Here is a 23,427-nt window from a genome sequence, read left to right on the forward strand (position 1 = left end):
TGTAAAAACAGGTTCCGGTCCTAGTTGTTGGGGCCGCGTCCCTTCTCGCCCGGGGGGTTCCGGAGGAACGGTTCGAAGGCGACGTTGCCGACGACGTCGCTCCGGTCGTCGTCGTCCGCGTCTTGGTTGAAATCGGCTTCTTCTGGCCCCTCGGGACTCCCCCAGTAGTTGTTCTTCGCGTCGACCTGTGGGTCGCTCGACGGGTCGCGATTCCCGTTGTCAGTCCCGTTCCGGTTGTTCAGCCCGACCGCGACCAGCAACTGGTTCGCCCGGACGGTCAGGCCACCGCCGTCGCCGTCGACTTTGATTGCTTCCGGGAGAATCGTCTCCGCGCTCGTGACGTCCTCGATGATGTTGTGGGCGAGAGTCGTCTCGCTCGTCGCGGGCGACGCGATGTTGATACCCTGTGCGAACGTGAAGCCGAAGTCCACGTCGTCGGACGGGTCGGAGTCGGTATCGTCCGCGGCCACGAGATCTCGTATCTCGTTGTTGTTGATGTCGACGCCGTCGGTTTCGTGCTGGACGACGATGCCGAGCGGCGCGATGTCGCTCTCGATGTCCCGAATCGTGTTGTTGTTGACCGTCGTGTCGCTCACAGTGCCGGGGCCGCTGTTGTCGGCGTCGAAGAGTATCCCGTTGACTGTCGGGAACCCCGAGTCCTCGGTGGTCTCCTGGTCCAGGTTCTGAATCGTGTTGTTCACGATTTCGATACCCGCATGGTCGCCCTGGCCGACGACGACGCCGGTCACGCCGAGGCGACCGGTCGGACCGACGTTTTCGATTGTGTTGTTGCTGATAGTCGCGTCGTCGTATCCGCGCTCGACTTTCACGCCGAGCAATCCACCCGGATTCGTGACGGTGAACCCGTCGAGGGTGACGCCGTCCGACTCGATGCCCACCGCCGCGCCGATCCCGCCGTCGCCCTCGATTGTCGGACTCGCGTTCGCCTCGATTGTGACCTCGGCGTCGACGGTGACGGGGTCGTACACCGCCGAGTCGACGACTGTCAGCGTCTCGCCGTCGCTCGCGGCGTCGATGGCCGACTGGAGCGCGTCGCCGCCCCCGGACACCGTCGTCGCCGCGCTCGCTGTGCCCACTGTCAATCCCAGCACGCCGGCCGCGACTGTCCCGTGGCGTAACACCGCTCGTCGTGAAAACGTGGTCTGCTTTCGTGTCATGGTGTCTCCCGCAGCACCGTTGATATATCCGGGGCCGAATAAAATAGAGCGACAGTTCACGACCGTTTCGTCTATAGTGACCTCCTACTGTGACGCCGGTACGACGGCGCTGCCAGTAGCAGGCTGCTACTCCTTGAGGTACTCAGCTGTCGCGAACGGCTCGTCCTCGCCCTGCACGTCGATTACGTCGAGCGCCGTCACTACGGCGTCGGTGCCGAGCAGGCCGGCCAGGCTCGGCTCCGTGCGGCCCTCGTCGCTGGAGACGAGTTCCTTCACGTACAGGCCGCCCTCGCCGTGGATGCGGAGTTCGGCGTGGCGCTCGTCGGTCAGTTCGCCCTCGGCGTCGTACACCGTCCGCGTCCGGGTGATGTCGGCCCGGCGGTGGGTGACCCGCTGGGGTGTCTCCTGCTCAATCGTGGTGCCGTCCAGTTCGGCAAGCGCGTCCCGCAGAGCGTCGGCGTCGACCGGCTCCCCGAACTCCACGTCCATCCGGTAGGTCTTCGAGGCGTCCAGTTCCTTGACGCGCTCGACCATCTCGTGGGTCGCCAGGTGGAGGTCCGTCACCTCGACTTTCCCGTCGGCGAAGGCGTTGATGTCGGCTTCGAGGTCGTCGGTGTCCACGTCGCGTTTTCGGGGCTCCATCACCTCGATGACGAACGGGCGGCCGGAGTCGAGCATCAGCGCGTCGACGTCTTCCCGACCGGCACCGTGGAACACGGCTTCCTCGCCATCCATCGCCTCGCGGACGACAGGGGCGGACAACTGTTCGACGCTCTCGTCGTAGCGATACCCGCTACCGCCACAGCCGTCGCAAGGCTCGCCCTGCCACAGCCCGGTCCCGTTGCAGTCGTTGCAGGGCCACTTCGTCTGTGGAATGTCGCGTTCGAGCTTGCGGTAGCGGCCGTAGACAAACGCCGAGTTGACGTGTGTCTCCACTTCGTCCGTTGCGAGGTCGAGTGTGAGCTGGACCGCTGGGCGGCCAAACTCCACCTCCGCGCCGGTCAGGTCACCGATTCGTTTGCCGACCTCGCGGTTGAGTTCGGTCTTCAGCGCTTCGCCGGCGTCGGGGTCGAGGCCCACGTCCTCTCGGAGCAGTTCGTCGTTCTCTTCGAGCAGCGGCGGCACCTTCGTCCCGACCTGATAGGTGTCGAACTCGTAGCCGCGGACGGCGCTTGCGGCCTGCTCGGCCCACCAGTCGAAGCGGTCGCACTCGCCTTCACAGACCCAGCAGTCCTCGCCTTCCTCGAAGGGGTCGTCGTCCGCGAGCGCGACCGTCACCCGCAGGGCGTGGCCTCGCTCGGCGTTAGCCAGCCCGAAGCTCCGGTCGGCGAAGAGCCGGCCGAGACAGGAATCACATAGCGGCCCGGTCGCAAGCGCCGCACGGGCGTCCTCAAGTATGCTCATTGCCTGAGCCGACGCGTCGCCATCGTAACTGCGTTTCGACCTCTCCGTCGCCCAGGCGGGTCGGCCTCACTCGCCGGCCACGCCGTCCTCCGTCCCCTCCGGCGCTCGGTCGAAGCGGTCGCCGCCGTCCGCCGTGGAAATCGAGACGGACCGCTGGGGGAACGGGATTTCGACGCCCTCGGCCTGGAACCGCTTGTATATCGCGCTGTTGAGTTCGTGTGTCGCCCTGGCCGTCAGGGCCGGGTTGCCGACCCAGCACAGCAGTTCGAAGTTTAACGCGGAGTCCCCGAACTCCCGGAACCGGACTCGCGGGTTCGGTCGGTCCTGTACGAGGGCCTCGGCTTCGGCTAATTCTAGGAGGATTCCTTCGACCCGGTCGATGTCCGTCCCGTAGGCGACGCCGACGGGGACCCGAATCCGGCGCTTGCGCCGCGGCGTCGACTCGTTGACGATGGCGGCGTTGTTGAGCTTCGAGTTCGGGACAGTGACGAGGATGTCGTCGCGGGTGCGGATGACCGTCGAACGGACGGAGATATCCTCGACGCGGCCGCGTTCACCACTTTCGAGGACAACGAAGTCGCCAACTGCGTACGTTCCATCGAGATACAGCGACAGCGAGCCAAAGAAGTTCGCCAGCGTATCCCGGGCCGCCAGGCCGACGATGATACCCATAATCCCCGCCGAGGCCAATAGCGGTGTGACGTCGATGTCCCAGAGGACCAGCAAGAGCAGGATGCCCCCGCCGGAGACGACCGCGCTCCAGATGTTCTGGAGGATGGGGACCATCTGGCGGTCGATATACGCCGAGTCCGTCGCGATGGCGGACGCCTGGCGGCCGATGCGCAGCAGCGTCACCATCCAGACGATGACGACCAGCGAGAGTGTGCCGGCTCCCAGTGAGACAGCGACGGCCGGGCGTACGTCGTAAATCTGTGCCCCGGCGTACGCGCCACCGAGACCGACCGTGACGTACATCGCAGTGTGAATTCCACGGAAGACGATGTCGTCGACATCGCCCTCGATGCGGAGCGTGACCTGTCTGAGCAGTCGGTCGCCGACCACGCGAATGCTCAGCGCGAGGACGACCCCGCCGCCGACGAGTAGCAGAAACCCCTGCCAGGCCGGCAGCCCCGACAGCAGGTCCACCGCACCGCTTCCCAGTTGCATACCTCCGATTGGACATCGGAGCTATATATACTGCCACGTCGACGCCCTGAACCGAACGGCCTTTGTCCCGCGGCGTCCGCTCCGTGGGTATGAACCCGATTCTCGTCGCTATTCTGCTGGGTCTGCTGCAAGGGGTGCTTGAGTGGATTCCGGTCTCCAGCGAGGGCGGCGTCGCACTCGCCTCGACGGTGGTCACGGGCGTCTCGCCCGCCGCTTCGACCCGCCTCGCGCTCTTTCTCCACGCCGGGACGGCGGTTGCGGCCGCGGCCTACTACCGCACTGAGGTCCGAACCATCCTCCGTTCGATTCGACGGCTCTCCCGTCGCCCGTTCGCCGACGAGACGGCCGACCTCTCGTTTCTCGTCGTCGCCACGGCGGCGACCGCCGTCACCGGCCTCCCGGCGTATCTGGTGCTCGACGCGGCTGTCTCAAATCTTGAAGGCGGGCTCTTTCTGGCGCTGGTCGGCGGCCTGCTCGTGCTGACGGGCCTGCTCCAGCGGTTCGCCGTCGCGCTGTCGCTCGGCGAGCGGGCGGTTCCCGACTGGGTCGACGCCGTCCTCGTCGGGGTCTTGCAGGGGCTGGCTATCCTCCCCGGCGTCTCCCGGTCGGGGACGACGGTGAGCGCGCTGTTGCTCCGGGGCCACGAGGGCGAGTCGTCGCTTCGCCTCTCGTTCCTGCTGTCGATTCCGGCCGCGCTCGGCGCGAACGCGCTGGTGCTGGTCGACGACGGCATCCCTGCAATCGACCCGCTGCCGGCTGTCGTCGCCCTGGCCGTCAGCGCTGTCGTCGGCTATCTCACCGTCGACGCGCTAGTCCGACTGGTGCGGCAGGTCCCGTTCTGGGCAGTCTGTACGGTGTTTGGTGGTCTTGGCGTCGTCGGCGGCCTGCTCGTCGCGCTGTGAGAGCGGTGCTGGAACTTATTTACCCTTCGGCGTCAAATCTCTAATATCAGCGGCCATGAGTGGTGACGAACGCAAGCTAGTCGACACGTCGGGGGACTTCCAGTACGTCGTCCGTGACGGCGACCCGGTCTCGGACCCGCAGTGGCGCTCCTGTCGACTCATCGTCACCAACAAGCGGCTCATTCTGGCGACGAACGGCTCGAAACAGCCGATTCCCCACGCCAACATCTCCCTCCCGTCGAACCCAGACGATCTGGTTCCTGACGGTGGGACCGGCGGCGCGACCGCACTGGAGGTCGGCAACAACGTTCTGCTGGTCGATACGCCGAATCTACCCGACTTCGAGACGGAGTACGTCCGCGCGACTTTACAGGGCGAGGTCATCCTCGCGCGACAGCAAGCGGTCGTCGGCGGCGTGGTTCAGGAGGACGCCGAGTGGAGCAAGGCGCGGTTTCAACTGGACGACGACATCATCCGACTTCAGTTCCCCGGCGGCAAGAGCATGTCATTCGAAATCGAGGACGTCGGTACCATCGAAATCGGGACCAGCACGGTGATGGGTCAGGAGCGGGAGGTCATCGAAGTCGAACACACTGACGACCAGGACCGCAGCGTCGAAACCCACATGTCGGGGATGGACCACCATACGCGGGCGCTGAAGACACTCTTTACCCGCGTTATCGAGGATCGCGAGGACGATTACGAACTCTCGGAGATGGAGAGTCAGGTGCTGATGGCGCTGTATTCCGGCGTATCACCGTTTGAGATGTCTGATTTCGTCGGGACGACACCTGACGAGGTCGAAGAAATCTATCAGAAACTACTCGATATCGGTGCAGTTGACGAGGTCCGGGTTCGGACCGAGGTCGCGTTGAACGCGCAGGGGCGAAATATGGCGAGTGAAGCGATGAGTGAGAAGTAGTGTGGCGCTACGCGCCACAAAACGACTGCTCTCGAATACCACTCGTGCGCGAACCAGTCCCGAGCCGAGCGGTAGGGCAGCACCGACGAACGACACACTCAGTATGACCCGGAACGGCGGTTCGTCTGCGGGGATTGCTGTAGCACCGACCGCTCAGACGGCCTCGCGGCTGCTCCTGTCTTGCCGCCGTTACTCGGGCAGGTACTCGACATCCTCAGCTTCCGTCACCGATACTCCGTCGGGGAGCTCTGATTCCGGGACTGGCGTCAGAGTGAGGATGTCACCTGCCTCGGTCTGTACCCATTCCTGTCCTGTCGCTTGACTCCAATCGTGCGGTTCCCAGTACCCCGATTCGAAGCGCATCCAGATGTCGAGACCACTGTAGTACTCTCCTGTTGAACTTTCGTATATCATTGCTGACTCCACAGCGACTGCTGCCATCGAAAAGGTCAATGCACCTACATGGTATTATTACTACCGGCAGGGCCGAAATTCGCCAGGCTTGAGCATAGAAGGGTGCCTGGATAGTACGGGTGTCGCGGCGACTCGGTCGCCGTCTGTGTGGTTCTCAGGTGGTCCTGCGAAACGGCTGGGGGACCCATCGCCATCGCGCAAACAGAGGGCGACTTACTGCTGTTCCATCGCCATCTCAAGCGACCAGAAGAAGCCGTAGTACGCGACCACGCCGGCGGCAAGCGTCAGGTAGTACGCCCACTGAGGTGCCGACAATAGGTCGAAGATGACGCTCACGGCGGTCACCCAGGCGATAGCGAACACGAGGTCGACGAACATCCCCCGCTTGTGGTCGTGTACGTGGTCGCGAAGGGTGTCGACGACGCTCATCGGCGACCTCGCGTCGTCCGTGGCGGTCGGTGTCGGCTCTGTCCCATGCTAGTCACGCCTCGATGTCCGTGTCACCGTGCACGTCGACGACCAGTATCGGCAGCCGCGTTCGGCGCAGTACCTTCTCCGTGACGCTACCGAGAATGACACGCTTGAGGCCAGAGCGACCGTGTGACCCCATCACGACGAGGTCGATGTCGTTGTCCTCGACGAACTTCCGGATGGCGCGGGCTGGCTCGCCGGCGGTAACGTGTTCTTTGACTTCGATGCCGTGTTCGGCGGCCCGGTCGCGGACGTAGCCGGTGGCTTCGTCTGCGTCGGCTTTCACCTCGGTCATCTCGTCGAGGTACCCCTGTCGGATACGGTCGACCTGCTCTGTCCCCAGCGAGTAGCTGGTCGCGTCGACGTCGACGACGTACAGCGCATGGACTGTCGCGCCGTACTTCGAGGCGATGTCGACTGCTTGGTCGACCGCGTTTTCCGCGGTTTCGCTGCCGTCCGTCGGAACGAGGATGTTGTCGTACATTGGTTTAGTCGTCTGCGGGGGTGCCGCCGCCGGTGTTGTCGCCGACGACGTCTGCGGCAGTCTCCTGCTGTCCCATTGGTTCGGGGCTGTGACACTGTCGCACCATCTTCTTCGTCTCCAGTGGCGGTTCGGGCGTCGCAAGCGAGACGGCGATAGTGACGATGAACACGAGCGGCGTCCCGATCAGCGCAGCGCCGATGGGTGGGACGTACTGGGCGTATATCGGAACGAGTGCCCCACCTTCGCCGGCAATCGCTTCGAGCGCGCCGATGTAGCTCGGCAGGACGCTGTTGATGATCGAGGTAATCCAGATGAGCAGGCCGAGCACCATCCCGGCCAGTGCACCCTGTCGGTTCGTGTTCTCCCACCAGAGGCCGAGGAAGAACATCGGGAACAGCACGGTGCCCGCGAGTGAAAACGCGTAGGCGACCAGTTCGCCGATGAGCGCCGGTGGGTTGAACGCGGTCACCGTCACCAGCGCGCCCATGCCGATGATCGTTCCGCGACCGATGAGCACCTGCTGGCGCTGGGTCGCGTCAGGGTTGATCAGTTCGGTGTAGATGTCGTGTGCGACCGCAGAGGAGGCTGTGATGAACAGCCCGGCGGTCGTCGCAATGGCGGCGGCCATCGCACCGGCCGCGACGAGGCCGACGAACCACGTCGGGAGGTCGGCGAACTGCGCGGCGAGGACGACGATCACGTCACCCTCAGCGCCAGACATCCCGCCTTCAGCAGCGTATGCGCTCGCGCCCGTCGTCGTCTGGAACAGGTCGACGCCGAAGGCTGCCATCGCGGGCGACGCCCAGTAGAGCAGGAGGATGAAGAACAGCCCCCACACACAGGACCAGCGGGCGACGCGCTCGCTCCTGACCGTGTAGAACCGGACGAGGACGTGCGGGAGGCCACAGGTCCCAACAATGAGCGAGAACGCTGTCGCGATCCAGAGGTAGAACGGCTGGTTCACGAACGGTGCGGAGAACTCGCGACCGAGGTCGGCAATCAGCGCGCCGTACTCTATCTGCGGGAGTATCGTCGAGTACCCCTGCGAGAAGCCGACGACGTACACGCCGGCAAGGAACGCGACGATGAGGATGGTGTACTGGACGGCCATGTTCTTCGTCGCGCCCAGCATTCCCGAGAGCGCGAGGTAGCCGACGGTAATGGTCATCATCACGACGATCATCGGGATGATGTCGAGGCCGAAGACGTACTGACCGACCAGCCCCATGCCGCGGGCCTGACCAACGGAGTAGACGTACGCGATGAGTAGCGTAGTGAACGCGGCTAGCGCGCGGGCGGTTGGCGAATTGAACCGGTCGCCGACGAAGTCCGGCGCGGTGTACTTCCCGAACCGGCGCATCTGTGCCGCCAGGAATATGAGCAGGACGAAGTATCCGGTCGTCCAGCCGACGATGAACGCCAGCCCGTAGAAGCCAGAGAGCGCAACTAGTCCGGCGAGTCCCAGATACGAGGCGGCGGACATCCAGTTCGCACCGATGGCCATCCCGTTCTCGATGTTGCCGATGCCGCGGCCCGCGACCCACATTCCCTCCGTGTCGGCCACTTTGAACACGTAGCCGATGACGAGGAACGAGGCCATCATCAGGAAGACGATGATCGCCGGGACGAGCTTGAACGAGATGTCGAGCGCTTCGGCCTGTAGCGGGACCGTCACTGTTCGACACCTCCGTCAGTGGCCGCTGCCTCGCCGGTCTCCGGAGCCGTACTCTCGACGGCATCGGGGTCGATGCCGTACTTCTGGTCGAGCCGGTCCCGGTAACGGGTGTAGACCGTCGCCAGGATCAGCGCGCCCGTGGGCGCACCGAACGAGACGAGGAAGTAGTGCAGCGGGAAGCCGAACAGGGGCGTCTGCACGGTCATCATCTCCGGCGCAAGTGCGGTCAGCGTCACCGGCCCGAACACGACCAACGCCCAGAGCACGAAACTGCTCCAGATGATCTTCAGATGGTCGCGCATAAACGGTGTGCTTGGCCGTAACAGGTTCACCTCCCTGTCGAGGTAGTCGATGTCCTCATGGGCGGGCTCTGTACCACCGTCCGGTTGGATAATTGACTCTTCTCGGTCCGCAGGCGTGTCTCTTGACATGGGTTTGAAATGGTGAGAATTCGTGGTGCTGTTCGCCGCTACGGCTCAGTCACCCTGGACTTTGGTTTCGATATCACTGACAACGTCAGGGTTTCGCAGCGTACTCGTATCGCCCAGTTCCTCGCCGTTCGCGATGTCTTCTAGTAGGCGGCGCATGATCTTCCCGGAGCGGGTCTTCGGCAACTCGGGCGTGAAGATGACTGCTTCCGGCCGAGCTATCGGCCCGATAGCGTCTTCGACACCGTCGATAATCGCACTGCGGAGTTCGTCGGTCTCTTCGTAGCCGTCCTCGGTGATGACATAGGCGTACACCGCTTCGCCCTTGATATCGTGGTCGCCGCCGACGACAGCGGCCTCGGCGACGCCTTCGACGCCGACGATGGCACTCTCGATTTCCATCGTCCCGAGCCGGTGACCGGAGACGTTGATGACGTCGTCGACCCGTCCCAGTACGGTGATGTAGCCGTCCTCGTCGATTTTCGCGCCGTCTTCGGGGAAGTACACCCAGTCGTCGGAGTCGTCGCTGTCGGTGTCAGAGTACTCCGCCCAGTACTCGCTGATGAACCGTTCGTCGTTCTTGTACAGCGTCCGGAGCATCCCGGGCCACGGCTTGTTAACTGTCAGGTAGCCGGCGCGGCCGGGTTCGACCTCTTCACCCTCGGTGTCGACGATGCGGACATCGTTGCCCGGTAGCGGCGGGCCGGCTGACCCGGGTTTCATGTCCTTGACGCCCGGCAGCGTCGTTATCATCATGCCGCCGGTTTCAGTCTGCCACCAGGTGTCGACGACGGGACACTCCTCGCCCCCGATGTGCTTGTAGTACCACTTCCAGGCGCGGGGGTTGATCGGCTCGCCGACCGTCCCCAGCAGGCGCAGGCTGGAGAGGTCGTGTTTCTCGGGGTACTCCTTACCCCACTTCATGAACGCGCGGATCGCCGTCGGTGCGGTGTACAGCTGGTCGGCCTCGTACTCCTCGACGATCTCCCAGAGGCGGTCCTTGTCGGGGTAGTCCGGCGTCCCCTCGTACATCATCGTCGTGGTCCCGAGCGCGAGCGGGCCGTAGACGATGTAGGAGTGGCCGGTAATCCAGCCGATGTCGGCCGAGCAGAAGTACGTGTCTTCGGGTTTGATATCGAGCACCGCCTGCGAGGTCCAGGCCGCCCAGGCGAGGTAGCCGCCGGTGGAGTGTTTGACGCCTTTCGGCTTCCCGGTCGTCCCGGAGGTGTACATGAGAAAGAGCATGTCCTCGGCGTCGCGGTCGACCGGCTCGACAGTCGCGCCCTCGTTGTCGGCGATGACGTCTTCGAAGGCGACCTGGTTGTCCGCGTAGTCGTGATCGAACTCGTCGCCGTCCATCAGGCGCTCGGCGACGATGGCGCGTTCGACCTCGTGGTCGACGCCACTCAGGCCCTCGTTGGCCTTGTCGAGGTGATCGAGCGGGTCGCCGCGGCGGTAGTAGCCGTCGCAGGTAACAAGATACTCAGAATCAGCGGAGTTCATCCGCGTCGCAAGCGCGTCCGCAGAGAAGCCGGCGAATACGACGGAGTGGGGCGCGCCGATGCGGGCACAGGCCAGCATGGCGATGGGGAGCTGCGGAATCATCGGCATGTACATCGTCACGACGTCGTCTTCGCCGACACCCATCTCACGCAGACCGGCCGCGAACTCGTTGACCTTCTGATGGAGTTCCTCGTATGTGTAGGTGATATTGTCTTCTTCGACCGGCTCACCGACCCACTCGATAGCGGCCTCGTCGCCGCGCTCCTCAAGATGGCGGTCGAGGCAGTTGGCCGAGGCGTTTAGCGTCCCGTCCGTGAACCACTCGTAGAACGGCGGGTTCGAATCGTCGAGTACCTGATCGTACTCCTCCTCCCAGTCGAGAAGGTCGGCGGCACCCTCCCAGCACTCCGGCCAGTTCTCTTCGAACTCGTCGTAGATACCCTCGTCCGTGACGTTCGCCTGCTCGACGAACGACTCCGGGGGCTCGAAAACCTCCTGCTCTTCGAGCCGTGCTTCGAGTTGGACATCTTCATCTGACATGGTCTATCATCGATATTTCACAGCGGCCATATAAACGGGGGGTCTAACTACGATAACATGAAACAGGGTTTCAGTTGTCGGCCGGCTGTCGCGGCTCGGTCGGCCGCTCGTCGAAAAACGCGGTCAGAACCTTCTGCTGGGCCTTTCTGAGGTGATTGTGCAGCGTCGGCGACGAGATATCCAGCGAGTCCGCTAGCTCCTCGGCAGTTGAGCCGCGGGGCCACTCGAAATAGCCGCTGTGGTAGGCCGCCTGCAGGACGGTCTCTTGCCGGTCTGACAGAGTGTCGGTCAGCCGGTCGCGGAATCCGGTGTCCGTCTCCGCCGGCCGTTCCGTCTCTCGCTTCGCTGCCAACGATGTCTCTGGATAGGCGTCGGTGACAGCGTTGACTGTTGGTCTGATATCGGCCTCGCTGGGAAGCTCGACTGCGATGGTCGCGACCCCGTCGGTGGCTGTCACAGAGCGAACCCGGCCACCGCTTTCGACGAGCTGGAGTGCTGGCGTGTCGGTGACCACGACTTCCAGTAGTACGCCGTCGCTGTGCTCTTCGAGGAGTCTGGCGTCGGCCACGCCGTCGTCCTCGTCCGCATATGAGAGGATCGCGTCGGCCGAGGCGCCTTCGACCATCAGGTAGTACAGCAGCGACTGGCCCGCAACGGGAACGACCCCGGACAGTTCGACCGTACACTGTAATGCCCCGGATACCCCGGCGGTAAAGGTCCGCTCGTCCGCACAGTGGAACTCTAACTCGGTCACCGTGTCAGCAAGCAGGAGGCGTTTGCGCTCGGCGGCGATCTGTGCGTGCCCGACCTGCACACCGAGCGCGGACAGTACGGCACGTTCGGTATCAGTTAGACCCCCATCCGCTGCGACTCCGACGACACCGGAGATGGTGTCTTCCCTGACGAGTGGCACCAGCGCGACCGATCCACTGTCGTCGTCGACGAGACGAACCTCACCCACGTCGAGCAGACCAGTGACTGACTCGATGTGGGTGTCGATCTGCTGCTCGACAGCCGTTTCCGAGATTTCTGCCGTCGTGTGCGGTGTCAGTCCGTCACCGGTCCGTTCGGCGAGCCAGGCGAACTCGAAGCCCGCTCCTTCTGTCAGGTGGTCACAGACTGTTGTCGCAATTCCCTCACCGGTCGCGGCGACCGCAAGCGCCTCGCTGACCGCCGTAACCCAGTCGACCGGTCGCTGTGGCCCGCTCGGAGCCGCCCGCTCGCCGGACTCACCCACGGCTGCGACGATGGTTTCGCGGTCCGGTTCGTCAAGCAAGGGGTCCAGTCGGTCGAGTCGGTCCCAGCCGCCGAGCGCACAGACGACGTCCGGCGCGACGCCGTCGTCCAGCAAGCTCGCCGCGAACCGCCACCGGAGGTCACGCGAGGAAACGTCTTTCAGGTGCGGTGTCGTCTCGGCGGCTCGGTCGGCTACTTCGCTGACGAGCATCTGGAGCCGACGTGCGGAGACGGAAAACAGTGGCTCGTCGTCGGCCGCTCCAGCCGCGTTTGCGTATTTTCGCATATCGTGTTCGACTGAGTCTGGAAGATAGGTCTCGCGGACCACCTCACCGCTTTCCCGAACAGCAAGCAGGCGATGCCCATCGAATTCGGTGATGTCGGCTAGCCGTACAGCGGTCATCTCTGCCGGGCGGAGCCCGATCTCTGCGCCGAGTCGGAGCACGAGGTCGGACCGGTGTGTCTCGGCCGCGCGTCGAAGCTGTTCGTACCCCCGCTCGCCGATGGGATCAGTTGCGCCGTCCATCTATTTCGGAAAGTCGAAGAATATCGAAATAAGCATTACGACCAAGGCGCGGCTGTCTGCGAGAAGAGCGAAGCGAAGGGGCTGTGAACGACGACGCTGGTACGAGAATTTTCGCAAATATCGAAGAAGACGAAACAGCTTATTTCTGTCTCGTCGTCGACTGGATTTCACCGAGGATTTCGGGGTTACGCAGCGCGCTGGTATCGCCCAGTTCCTCATCGTTCGCCACTGCGGTCAGCAGGCGGCGCATAACCTTACCCGAGCGCGTCTTCGGCAGGTCGGGCGTGAACACGATTTCTTTGGGGCGGGCGATACCGCCGATAGCATTGACGATAGCGTCTTCGATGGCTGCCCGGAGTTCACTCTCGGCGTAACCGTTCTCCGGGGAAGCGAACGCGTACACTGCCGTTCCGGTCGTCTCGTCGTCGGCACCAACGACGGCGGCTTCTGCGACGCCCGTGACGCCGGCGACCGTCGACTCAAGTTCCTTGGTGCTGAACCGCCGGCCAGCGACGTTAATCGCGTCGTCAATCCGGCCGAGGAACGTGATGTAGCCGTCATCGTCGACCGAGACGCTGTCTTCGGGGTAGTACCGCCACTCCTCGACGCTGTCTGGGACACTGCCCCAGCCCGTCCCATCGAGCAGCGCGCGCGGCATTCCGGGCCAGGGGCGCGTCACGACGAGCTCGCCGGCCGAATGAGGCTCGGCCGCCGCACCTGAACGGTCGACGACGGATGCTTCGATTCCCGGCAGCGGCCGTCCCGCGGCTCCGGGTTTCATCTCGTCGACGCCGGGCAGCGTCGATACGAGTATCGCGCCAGTCTCGGTCTGCCACCAGGTGTCGACGATGGGGCACTCGCCGCCGCCGATGTGTTCGCGGTACCACTCCCAGGCGCTCGCGTCCATCGGTTCACCGACGGTACCCAGCAGCCGCAGGCTGGAGAGGTCGTGCTTGGCGGGGTACTCTTCGCCCCACTTCATGAACGCTCGAACAGCCGTCGGTGCGGTGTAGAACACGTCGACGGCGTACTTTTCGATAAGTTCCCACAGCTGATCTTTTTTCGGGTGGTCCGCTGTGCCGTTGTACAGTACCGTCGTCGTCCCGAGTGCGAGCGGCCCGTAAACGATGTAGGAGTGACCGGTGATCCAGCCGATGTCGGCCGAACACCAGTAGGTGTCCTCTGGCTTTATATCAAGCACTGACTGGGCGGTCCAGGCGACGTGTGCGAGATATCCGCCGGTCGTGTGCGTGACGGCTTTCGGCTGGCCGGTCGTCCCCGACGTGTAGATACGAAAGAGCGGATCGTCCGCCGCCCGCGAGACGGGTTCGATTTCGGCCCCCTCGTGTGCTGCCAGCAGGTCGTGATAGTCGTCGTAGTCCGCGCCCAGGTGCACGTCACGGCCCAGTCGGTCAAGCACCACGACCGACACGTCGTGGTCGACGGCGATGCGCGCGTTATCGGCCTTGTTCTTTTGTGCGACGGCGCTACCGCGGCGGTAGTAGCCGTCGCAGGTGATGAGGTACTCCGACTCGGCCCGCTCCATCCGCGTCGCAAGCGCGTCCGCAGAGAAACCGGCGAAGACGACGTTGTGTGGCACACCAAGGCGTGCACAGGCCAGCATCGCGACCGGGAGTTCGGGCACCATCGGCAGGTACAGCGTCACCACGTCGTCCGGGCTGACACCGTGTTCGCGTAGCGCTGCGGCGAAGGCGTTGACTTCTCGGTACAGTTCGAGGTATGTGTAGGTGCGGGACTCGCCAAGGTGGCCCTCCCAGACCAGCGCGAGCTGGTTCTTCCGCTCGGGTAGATGCCGGTCGAGGCAATTGTAGGCGGCGTTTAATCGGCCACCGGGGAACCATTCGAACGGTGGGCCGTCCGTTCCATGGAGTACTGTCTCGAACGGCTCCTCCCAGTCGAGCAACTCAGCGGCCTCGCGCCAGCAATCGGGCCACTCCCGCTCGAAGCGGTCGTAGACAACTGAGTCTGTCACGTTCGCCTGTTCGACGAACCAGTCCGGTGGTTCGACTGTCTCTCGCCCCGGCTGGGACTGACCCCGATCCGGTTCGTCACCCCGTGTCATCAGTTGACAGTATACCGCCGCACGCAAAAAATATCCTATCTAATTGTGCACAATTCCGCTATGAGCGACTCGCCAGTGCAGTTGGCCGTTCTCAGTTTCGACACTGGCGACGGAAGTTATATTGAGTCCTGCGGACAACGGAGGTACGAGAGGCCGGTACGGGGCATGAGCGACACCGAAAAGAAGATCGCCGATACAAAAGGACAGTTCCTTCAGGCGGTCTCACAGGGCCAGCGCCTCACCGACGCCGAGTGGCGAAACTGTCGCATCGTCCTCACCACCGAGCGAGTCGCCCTGCTGGGCGACGACAAGCGACAGATTTCACTGACCGATATCGACCGTATCGCCGACCGGTTCGACGTGAACCAGCAGAGCGCCGGCGTCTCCGATTACGTCGCGCTCTACGTCGGCGAGGATGTCATCCTCGTGTCGGCATCGGACCACGAGGCGTTCGAAACTGACTTCTACCGGGCGAGTCTCGACGGCGCAATCGTGCTGGTCCAGCACCCCGCGCTCAAAGGCGGCGTCGTCCAGTCCGCCGAGTGGACGAAAGGCCGGCTGAAAGTCGGCGACGAGGCGCTAAAGCTCGCGATGGCCGATGGGCAGGCCGTCGTCGTCGACCGCGCCGATATCGGTGATCTCGCTGTCGAAGAGAAGCAGGTCAGCGGCGAGGAGCGGACAGTCATTCAGGTCGAGCACAGCGAGGACGACATCAGCGTCGAAACACACCTCGCGGGTGAGGAGTTCCACGCCACTGTCCTCCGGACGATGCTCGAAGAGAGCGCCGAACAGAACCAGGCTGATCTGGACCTGAGCTCGACGGAGAAACGGGTAATCATGGCACTTCACTCCGGCGTATCGCCGTTTGACATCCCCAACTTCGTCGGTATCGATGTCGACAAGACCGAGGAGATTTTCGACCGGCTGATTGAACTCGACGTAATAAGCGTGCTCCGGGAACGGACCGAAGTGAATCTGACGACGAAGGGGCGTCGCGTCGCCGGCGAGCGGATGGGCGAGCAGTAGTCCGTAGCTCTGGACTGCGAAGCGTTGAGACGGCTGGATGTCACAGCCGCCTGATACGTTTGATTTTCCCACCGCAATCTGGACATGCGTGGCAAGTAGACTCCGACGAATCTCGGTAAGGCCGCCATATTGAAGCCCCTCCTCCGTCTGCAACAGGTATGCACATCGATACGGCTGTGGTCCTCGCTGCGGGTGAGGGAACTCGCCTCCGGCCGTTGACGCGAAACCGGCCAAAACCAATGCTGCCGGCCGCAAACCGGCCGATTCTCGAACACGTCTTCGACGCGCTGGTCGAGGCGGGCATCGAGAAACTGGTTGTCGTCGTCGGCTACAAGCGCGACCGCGTTCAGGACCACTTCGGTCCGACGTACCGTGGCGTTCCGATTTCCTACGTGAGCCAGACAAAACAGTTGGGTAGCGGGCACGCACTCCTCCAGGCACGAAGCGTTGTCGACGGCCCGGTTCTGGTGATGAACGGTGACCGTCTCGTCGACGCGGCCACTATCGAGGCGGTAGACTCCTCCTATGCAGAGACTGCGCACACGAGCATCGCTGTGGTTGAACGGCAGGACACCAGTCGGTACGGTGCTGTCGAGGTACAGGACGGTGACATCGTCGACATCGTCGAAAAGCCACAGCACGACGAGTTCAGGCTCATCAACGGCGGCGTGTACGCCTTCGACGGTGATATTTTCGAAGCGATCGACGAAACGACGCGCCACGCCGGCGAACTGGCACTGACCGACACAATCGAACTCCTGCTGGAATCTGACCGTGTCCGCGCGGTCGAGGTCGACGGGATGTGGGTCGACGCGACATACCCATGGGACCTGTTGACCGTTGCCCGCGAGGTGCTGGCGCGGGGGCGGGTCGTCGAATCGGCTCGCGACGAGCAGGTCTGGGTCGACAACTCCGCACGTGTCCACGACGAGGCGACTCTCCAGTCGCCGGCCGTCATCGGCCCGGACTGTGAGATCGGTCCGGACGCTGTCATCGGTCCGAATGTCGCACTCGGACGCAACGTCACTATCGGGGCCAACAGCGTCATCCAGCACACTGTCCTCGACGCAGACACGCGTGTCGACCCGAGCTCGACTCTCGTCGATACTGTCACCGGTCAGGACGTGAATCTCGGCGTCAACACAGTTGTCCCCGGCGGCCCGGCTGACGTTCAGGTCGGTACAGCGGTGTTCGAGGACCAGCGACTGGGCGCTGTTATCGCCGACCGTGCCGTCGCACTCGGTGACGTGAGTTTCGTCCCCGGGTCGCTTGTGGGCCCCAACGCTCGGCTCGCCACCGGCGTCACAGTCGACGGAACTGTCCGCGAAGACGCGGAGGTGGTCCGCTGATGTGCGGGATCATCGGCTGTGTCGGCCGCGGCGACGAGACGCTCGACACGCTCGTTCACGGTCTCTCGAAACTGGAGTATCGTGGGTATGACTCTGCTGGCGTCGCGCTGGCGAACGATCACATCGACCTCTGCAAACACTCCGGTAAAATCGCCGACCTCCGCGAAGCGTTGTCCGATCGGACGCTCTCGGGGTCGGTCGGCATCGGCCACACCCGCTGGAGTACGCACGGGCCGCCGACCGACGAAAACGCCCACCCACACCAGGACTGCACCGGCGATGTCGCAGTCGTCCACAACGGGATCATCGAGAACTACCAGTCGCTGCGGGACGAACTCGTCAGCGCCGGCCACACCTTCACATCCGACACCGATACCGAGGTCGTCCCACATCTGATCGAGGACGCGCTGGAAACGGGAGCCAACCCCGAAGACGCCGTCAGAGAGACAGTCGACCGACTCGAAGGCAGTTATGCCGTCGCCGTCGTCATCGCCGGCTGTGACTCGGTGTTCGCCGCACGGAACGACTCGCCGCTCGTGTTAGGCATCGACGACGACGCGACCTACCTGGCCAGTGACGTGCCCGCCTTCCGGGACTTCACCGACAAGGTCGTCTACCTCGCCGACGGGGAGTTCGCCCGACTCAACGGTGCCGGCTGGACCGTCACCGACACCGACGGCAATATCATCGAGAAAGACATCGATACCGTCCAGTGGGACCCCGAGGAGACCGGCAAGAGCGGCTACGACCACTTCATGCTCAAAGAGATCCACGAGCAACCGCGCGCGCTTCGGCAGTGTCTGCGGGGTCGGGTCGACGAACTTGCCGGCACGGTCGACATCGGCGATCTCGGCGACCTCTCTCCGACCGGCGTCCAGTTCGTCGCTTGTGGCACCTCTTATCACGCCGCTCTGCACGGCGCACAGTTGTTCCGCGAAGCGGGCATTCCTGCCCAGGCATTCCTCGCTAGCGAATACGCGACTGCGACCCCACCTATCGGCGACGCGCTCGTCGTCGGCGTCACCCAGAGCGGGGAAACCGCCGATACCCTTTCAGCGCTTCGGGCGGCCCGCCGTCGCGGCGCGCGCACGCTGGCCGTGACCAACGTCGTCGGATCTACTGCGGCCCGCGAGTGCGATCATGCGCTGTACATCCGAGCCGGCCCGGAAATCGGCGTCGCCGCCACCAAGACCTTCGCCTCCCAGCTAGCCGCGCTGAACCTGCTTGCCCTCGGCACGTCGACGACCGGCGACGCCCGGCAGGTCATCAGCGCGCTCCGCGACCTCCCCGGTCACGTTCAGGAGGTCCTCGACGAATCTGCCGCCCAGGAGGTCGCTGAGTTGTATCAGGACGCCAGCGCGTACTTCTTCATCGGCCGCGGGTACCAGAATCCCGTCGCGCTTGAAGGCGCACTGAAAATGAAAGAGATCACCTACAAGCACGCTGAGGGCTTCGCTGCGGGTGAGCTAAAACACGGCCCGCTGGCGCTGGTGACCGAGAACACGCCAGTGTTCGCTATCGTGACCGGCGACGACGAGCGCGCCCGCAAGACCATCGGAAATGTCAAAGAGGTCGAGGCCCGCGACGCACCGGTCGTCGCGATCACCGATGGACAGAGCGACGTTGAACGATACGCCGACCACGTGCTCCACATTCCGGAGACCCACCCGCGGGCCGCTGCCGTGCTGGCGAACACGCACTTGCAGCTAGTGTCGTATCACACAGCCGCGCTGCTGGGGCGGAATATCGACAAGCCGCGCAACCTGGCAAAAAGCGTGACGGTCGAGTGAGAGGGCGTAGCTGGCTACTCGCGCTGGTCGCTGTTTGCTGGTGGTTCCGGCGGTTCCAGGAACTTTGCCGCCAGCTTGGCTGTTTTTGAACCAGAAAGGACGTTTTCGATAGCCCGTGCTACTGCGGCGAGACGAGACATTTCCCAGAAGCGTGTGACTTGAGGTGTGGCAGCATCGAGAACAGCGAGTACTGGACCGACGCTGTGCGTTTTACGTAGATCAATGACGATACTCATCGACTCCGGTTCTGTCGTGAGCCAGCGATAGAGTCTGGATGCTCTCGTTCTCTCGAGGAGCAGAGTCCAGGCTCTGCCGAGCGTCGAGTGCTCGAAACTTCGTATAAAATCATCGGAAACCGACTTGAGCGTTGAGTTCTCGACAGCCGACTGGAGCCGCTGTTTCACCATTGTGACGTCGCTGTGCTTCTCATTGATGGCCTGAGACCACGGTCGCTTTGACTGTCATGGTGTCTAGATCCAGTGTCACGACGCGCCCCTGCTGGAGTGTTTGGCCTTTGAATGTGACGCCGGTATCCGTCTCTCGAACAGAGAGGTTTGCGGTGACGGTGACGTCTTGATTTATCGGATGTGTCCGCTCGTATATTTCTCCGTTCTGTCCCCTAGTAATAATTGTCGCATTCTGGCGCTGGACAGCCGAAATCTGCGCGATTGTTTCACCACCGAATGACTCTGTCATCCCTGGAGAGATGCTGTTAGCGAGTAACGGTGACACGTTAGAAAGCTGTAACTTGACCTCGCGCGTGGCGGGCTGGCCGCGTTGCGTTGTCGCACCGACTCGCGTGATTTTCCCCTTAACAAGGCCCGCTTCTGTCGGGAGTGAGAGGCTTACTCCCGGCCGGATTGTCGTCTCGCCGAACACCTGCTGTTCGCTGTAGGTCACGCTCTGGAGTGTTAATCCGAGGAAGACGGTCTTTGTATCAGGATTGTCGGTCCCGTATGCCGTTACCGAGTCGATGGTAGCTACTTCTCGTCCTTGCACACGGATCGGTTGCCCGGCGCTGAGACGACTGGCGTCGGTTTCTGACAGATCCGCTCTGACTACTACCTCTGTCTCAGTCGTGGTCAGTTCGGAGCCACCACCAACGTCACGAATCGTCCCTGTTGTGGAGTACGTCTCAGTCAGGATCTTGAGCTGTCGGCCGTGTCGTGGCGGTGCGCCGCTGTACTGGATTGTCTCTCCCGAAGCCGGTGCCGACAATTCGGCTCGAACTACCGCCCGTGTCGATCCATCTTGTGGAGTGAAATACACATCCGTGATCGTCACGTCCGAATTCTTCGACGGGCTGTAGCTGTCACCGGTCGATATTTGAGAAGTAATATATTCAGGTTGGGTACCGAGATCCAGTGTCACATTGGTTGTCTCGGTCGTCGGGGCTGAACTCGAATCGCTATCGTCTGCCAGTACCAGGCTGGTTCCAGCGACAAGTGCAGCGAGAACAAACACGACGACGAGGGCATCAATAATATTGACAACGCCAAACAGATTTCCCTCGTCGTCGATGATACCGTATGGCTCTTTCATCGACTTCATACAGGGGCATTTCCCGGCCAGTGTATGGCCTTTTCGCTTGGTCCCTAGACCTTACGACAGATCTCTGTTCATCAGTTCGCACGCAGCCTGTCATTGACCCCAGGGCATTTTCACGAACTGTCTGTGCTCCTCGTAACTGGTCTCACTCATGACTGGACTGAGTGAGTTCTGAGACCTGGTACCAATCCCTCCTGTTATTGCGTCCATTGCCCGCCGAAGGAGTATACGACGTACAATCGGTTCTACGGATCTCTGTACGCGATCAGTATATCGATAATAACACTCCAAATCTGCCTGGAAACGAGTTTCATATCGTAGCTAAACGACTGGTCGCGCACGTACTCTAGGTCGTACCGCAGCTTTTCGCCCGGCTCTTTCCCAGTTACGTGATTGACCTGGGCGGGTCCGGTCAGTCCCGGCTTGACGAACCATCGCTTCTGCCAGTCAACGACACCGGTCTGGATATCCGAGTCAAGCTCCGGTCGTTCTGGCCGTGGCCCGACAACGCTCATATCACCCCGCAGTATCGACCAGAGCTGTGGAATCTCATCGAGGTGCGTCTGCCGAAGGACTCGCCCGACTGATGTTACGCGTGGGTCGACTCCACCCGCATCCTCGTCACTGATCTTCGCACCGGTCTCGTCCTCCGCGTTCTCGATCATCGATCGGAACTTGTAGATGGAGAAGGTTTCGCCGAACACCGCTGTCCGGTCCTGCCGGTACAGTATCGAGCCGCCGTCTTCTAGCTTTATCCCGACTACGATCCCGAGAATCACCGGCGATAGCGCGATCAGCCCGGCCGATGCAAACGTGACATCGAATGCGCGCTTGAGAATGTAGTCCTGTATGTCCCAGGGTTCGATCTCTACGTCGACTAGGGTTCCGACTCCACCGCTGGCGGTCAACACAGAGTCTGCATGGTCGCGGTGGACTTTCGCGTCGAGACCGTACTCGTAACAGGCGTCGAGGGCACCGAAGAACTCCGCCCGGTCGGCGTGTTCAAACGCCAGCACGACCGTATCGATATCATACTCGACGAGCACGTCCTCGATTCGCGAGAGGCCACCTAACCGTTCCAACCCACTCGGGTTAGTGCCGCCGTCAGCGATGGCTTCGGTCCGTTCGATTGTCGTCATTACACTCGTCGGACAGAGATAGCCCAGGAGCGTGCCGTCGACCTCGCTTGCCACTTCTTCTATCACACGGAGATCATCGCCGACGACGATGGTCCGCTCGCCGTTTGACGACGGCCGCTTCCGAATCCACACAAACCACGCCGGCAGTGCGACCAGTAACAAAGGGGTCACTAACACGACAGTCAAACGCGGCAGCTTGTACGAATAGTCGAAGTAGCCGATTGTCGCCAGAACGAGAGCCGCCACGAGCACCCGCTTCTGGGCCAGTGCTATCGCGTCGAGAATTCTTCGCGGGCGGGGCTTGTACAGCGGGAGGAACACGCTGACGACGACTGCGATTGTGACCAAGAGCTCAATCGTGAACTCTGGCCCCGTTGGGGGGTCGGTCGGCAGCCGACTGAGTATCGGGAGAGTTGTCGCTATCGACTGGATGCTAGCGTTGTTAACAAGTGCGACGGCGACCGCTGTCAGCACGACAACGCCGGCTACACTTGCGACCCGGTACCGCCAGCCACTATCCATTATCACTGTGATTGCCGAGTTCCGGGATAAGTCCTGCGTCCCGGGACTCAAATACTGAAGTGACCGTGTGTGGACACGCAGCCCGACAACCCTGTACAGCCGTCGTGTTACTGAGAGCGAGTGCTACACGAACCGCGTTCGCGAGGCGACGTACCCACAATGACCGTCTCACCCCAGTCGTGTCGACTCTCGAAACGCCGAGCCAGCGTTCGTCATACCTGCCCTGTTTAACGGTGTCCGATGGAGATGGGATCACGGTGGTGGTCCAGCCTTTCGATTGAAATCCTATCCGACTGTGAAACATACCTGCCCGTGCTGTCACACTGGTAACTGGCGGGATGATACGGTTTCGTCGCTCACTCGCTTGCGGCGATGTTTTCGGCGGCCATCTCTGGGTTAATCTCGCCCTGTAGCCGCTTTTCGGCCTCGTCGCGGTCCTCGGGATAACCGATATCGTTTCGCCAGCCGTCCATGCGGATCGCATCGATCGTTCGCCCGGAGTGCAACAGGAGGTCAATCGCGTCACTGATCTCGTACTCGCCGCGATTAGACGGTTGCACCAGATGACAGGCGTGGAAGATGGCCGGCGTGAAGGTGTAGAACCCGGTCATCACCAGATTCGATGGCGGCTCTTCCGGTTTCTCGACGACTTCGGTTATCTCGCCGTACTTGTTGGTGTCACAGACGCCGTAGCGCCCGGCCTCCTCCCAGGGAACTTCCTCAACGAGGAAGGCGGCGTCGGCACGCTCCTCCGCCTGTCGGTTGACGACGTCTTGGAGGTTCGCCTCGAAGATGTTGTCGCCGAGCATCAACATGAAGTCGTCGTCGACGTGCTCTTCAACGGTCAGGAGCGCGTGGGCGAGGCCGTCCTGCTCGCGCTGGTGGGTGTAGGTGATCGGGACGCCTTCGAACTCGTCTTCGTAGTGATTAATGATGGCCTGCTTCTTGTAGCCGACAACTACCAGAAGTTCGTCGGCACCCAGTTCGATCAACTGCTCGAAGCAGTGGGTCAGGATCGGTTTCCCCGCGACCTCTACCATTCCCTTTGGCTTGTCTTCGGTCAGCGGACGGAGACGGGTCCCCTCGCCAGCGGCGAGTACGACAGCTTTCATATATCTCA

Annotated in this window: 20 protein-coding genes; 5 read left to right on the forward strand and 15 right to left on the reverse strand. The window is 62.5% G+C overall.

Annotated features, from left to right (window positions below; translation table 11 throughout):
- Positions 1-20 precede the first annotated feature (20 nt).
- From DVK01_RS08245 to DVK01_RS08255, 3 genes are all read right to left on the reverse strand, one after another.
- Positions 21-1,178, reverse strand: a complete 1,158-nt coding sequence (locus DVK01_RS08245; protein WP_121536311.1) for a hypothetical protein — start codon at positions 1,176-1,178, stop codon at positions 21-23.
- 126 nt (positions 1,179-1,304) lie between these two features.
- Positions 1,305-2,582, reverse strand: coding sequence for a tRNA pseudouridine(54/55) synthase Pus10 (locus DVK01_RS08250; RefSeq protein WP_121511262.1), 1,278 nt, complete (start codon positions 2,580-2,582; stop codon positions 1,305-1,307).
- Positions 2,583-2,648: 66 nt separating this feature from the next.
- Positions 2,649-3,749 carry a mechanosensitive ion channel family protein gene (locus tag DVK01_RS08255; protein WP_121536313.1) on the reverse strand — a complete coding sequence of 367 codons (1,101 nt, stop codon included), beginning with the start codon at positions 3,747-3,749 and terminating at the stop codon, positions 2,649-2,651.
- Positions 3,750-3,838: 89 nt separating this feature from the next.
- Here DVK01_RS08255 and DVK01_RS08260 point away from each other — a divergent pair, with 89 nt between their 5' ends.
- Positions 3,839-4,651 (forward strand): undecaprenyl-diphosphate phosphatase, encoded by an 813-nt coding sequence (locus DVK01_RS08260; protein WP_101349190.1) that lies wholly within the window; start codon positions 3,839-3,841, stop codon positions 4,649-4,651.
- Between the two features lie 55 nt (positions 4,652-4,706).
- Positions 4,707-5,573, forward strand: coding sequence for a CheF family chemotaxis protein (locus DVK01_RS08265; protein WP_101349191.1), 867 nt, complete (start codon positions 4,707-4,709; stop codon positions 5,571-5,573).
- A gap of 189 nt (positions 5,574-5,762) precedes the next feature.
- On the opposite strand, the gene DVK01_RS08270 is transcribed toward DVK01_RS08265, so the two are convergent.
- The 8 genes from DVK01_RS08270 to acs (DVK01_RS08305) all read right to left on the reverse strand — a co-directional run bounded on the left by DVK01_RS08270 (position 5,763) and on the right by acs (DVK01_RS08305) (position 14,933).
- Positions 5,763-5,987: a hypothetical protein gene (locus tag DVK01_RS08270; protein WP_232794514.1), complete on the reverse strand. Its 225-nt coding sequence runs from the start codon at positions 5,985-5,987 to the stop codon at positions 5,763-5,765.
- A gap of 213 nt (positions 5,988-6,200) precedes the next feature.
- Entirely contained in the window at positions 6,201-6,416 is a 216-nt protein-coding gene (locus DVK01_RS08275) for a hypothetical protein (RefSeq protein ID WP_121511257.1), read from the reverse strand.
- A 52-nt stretch (positions 6,417-6,468) separates the two neighbouring features.
- Positions 6,469-6,942, reverse strand: coding sequence for a universal stress protein (locus DVK01_RS08280; RefSeq protein ID WP_101349194.1), 474 nt, complete (start codon positions 6,940-6,942; stop codon positions 6,469-6,471).
- Between the two features lie 4 nt (positions 6,943-6,946).
- Positions 6,947-8,617: a cation acetate symporter gene (locus DVK01_RS08285; RefSeq protein WP_101349195.1), complete on the reverse strand. Its 1,671-nt coding sequence runs from the start codon at positions 8,615-8,617 to the stop codon at positions 6,947-6,949.
- Positions 8,614-9,048, reverse strand: a complete 435-nt coding sequence (locus DVK01_RS08290; protein WP_101349196.1) for a DUF4212 domain-containing protein — start codon at positions 9,046-9,048, stop codon at positions 8,614-8,616. The genes DVK01_RS08285 and DVK01_RS08290 overlap by 4 nt, the downstream gene beginning before the upstream one ends.
- 45 nt (positions 9,049-9,093) lie before the next feature.
- Positions 9,094-11,088 carry an acetate--CoA ligase gene (gene acs / locus DVK01_RS08295; RefSeq protein ID WP_121536315.1) on the reverse strand — a complete coding sequence of 665 codons (1,995 nt, stop codon included), beginning with the start codon at positions 11,086-11,088 and terminating at the stop codon, positions 9,094-9,096.
- A gap of 70 nt (positions 11,089-11,158) precedes the next feature.
- Positions 11,159-12,850, reverse strand: coding sequence for a bacterio-opsin activator domain-containing protein (locus tag DVK01_RS08300; RefSeq protein WP_121536317.1), 1,692 nt, complete (start codon positions 12,848-12,850; stop codon positions 11,159-11,161).
- 139 nt (positions 12,851-12,989) lie between these two features.
- Positions 12,990-14,933, reverse strand: a complete 1,944-nt coding sequence (gene acs, locus DVK01_RS08305; RefSeq protein WP_101349199.1) for an acetate--CoA ligase — start codon at positions 14,931-14,933, stop codon at positions 12,990-12,992.
- 165 nt (positions 14,934-15,098) lie between these two features.
- Here acs (DVK01_RS08305) and DVK01_RS08310 point away from each other — a divergent pair, with 165 nt between their 5' ends.
- From DVK01_RS08310 to glmS, 3 genes are all read left to right on the forward strand, one after another.
- Positions 15,099-15,959, forward strand: a complete 861-nt coding sequence (locus DVK01_RS08310; RefSeq protein WP_101349200.1) for a CheF family chemotaxis protein — start codon at positions 15,099-15,101, stop codon at positions 15,957-15,959.
- A 158-nt stretch (positions 15,960-16,117) separates the two neighbouring features.
- Complete coding sequence (gene glmU / locus DVK01_RS08315; RefSeq protein ID WP_121511253.1) at positions 16,118-17,308, forward strand: bifunctional sugar-1-phosphate nucleotidylyltransferase/acetyltransferase; 1,191 nt, start codon at positions 16,118-16,120, stop codon at positions 17,306-17,308.
- Complete coding sequence (gene glmS / locus DVK01_RS08320) at positions 17,308-19,098, forward strand: glutamine--fructose-6-phosphate transaminase (isomerizing) (protein ID WP_121536319.1); 1,791 nt, start codon at positions 17,308-17,310, stop codon at positions 19,096-19,098. The genes glmU and glmS overlap by 1 nt, the downstream gene beginning before the upstream one ends.
- Before the next feature lie 14 nt (positions 19,099-19,112).
- Here the strand turns inward: glmS and DVK01_RS08325 are convergent, their stop codons facing one another.
- The 4 genes from DVK01_RS08325 to aglF all read right to left on the reverse strand — a co-directional run bounded on the left by DVK01_RS08325 (position 19,113) and on the right by aglF (position 23,419).
- A complete protein-coding gene (locus DVK01_RS08325) occupies positions 19,113-19,505 on the reverse strand; it encodes a hypothetical protein (RefSeq protein WP_121536321.1) in 393 nt (130 codons plus the stop codon).
- A 19-nt stretch (positions 19,506-19,524) separates the two neighbouring features.
- Positions 19,525-20,649 (reverse strand): DUF4330 family protein, encoded by a 1,125-nt coding sequence (locus DVK01_RS08330; protein ID WP_101349204.1) that lies wholly within the window; start codon positions 20,647-20,649, stop codon positions 19,525-19,527.
- A 242-nt stretch (positions 20,650-20,891) separates the two neighbouring features.
- Positions 20,892-22,307 (reverse strand): sugar transferase, encoded by a 1,416-nt coding sequence (locus DVK01_RS08335; RefSeq protein ID WP_121536323.1) that lies wholly within the window; start codon positions 22,305-22,307, stop codon positions 20,892-20,894.
- Positions 22,308-22,663: 356 nt separating this feature from the next.
- On the reverse strand, positions 22,664-23,419 hold the full coding sequence (gene aglF / locus DVK01_RS08340) for a UTP--glucose-1-phosphate uridylyltransferase AglF (RefSeq protein WP_121536325.1): 756 nt from the start codon (positions 23,417-23,419) through the stop codon (positions 22,664-22,666).
- Between the last annotated feature and the right edge of the window lie 8 nt (positions 23,420-23,427).

It is taken from the genome of Haloarcula sp. Atlit-120R (assembly GCF_003665885.1).
Taxonomy (GTDB): Archaea; Halobacteriota; Halobacteria; order Halobacteriales; family Haloarculaceae; genus Haloarcula; species Haloarcula taiwanensis.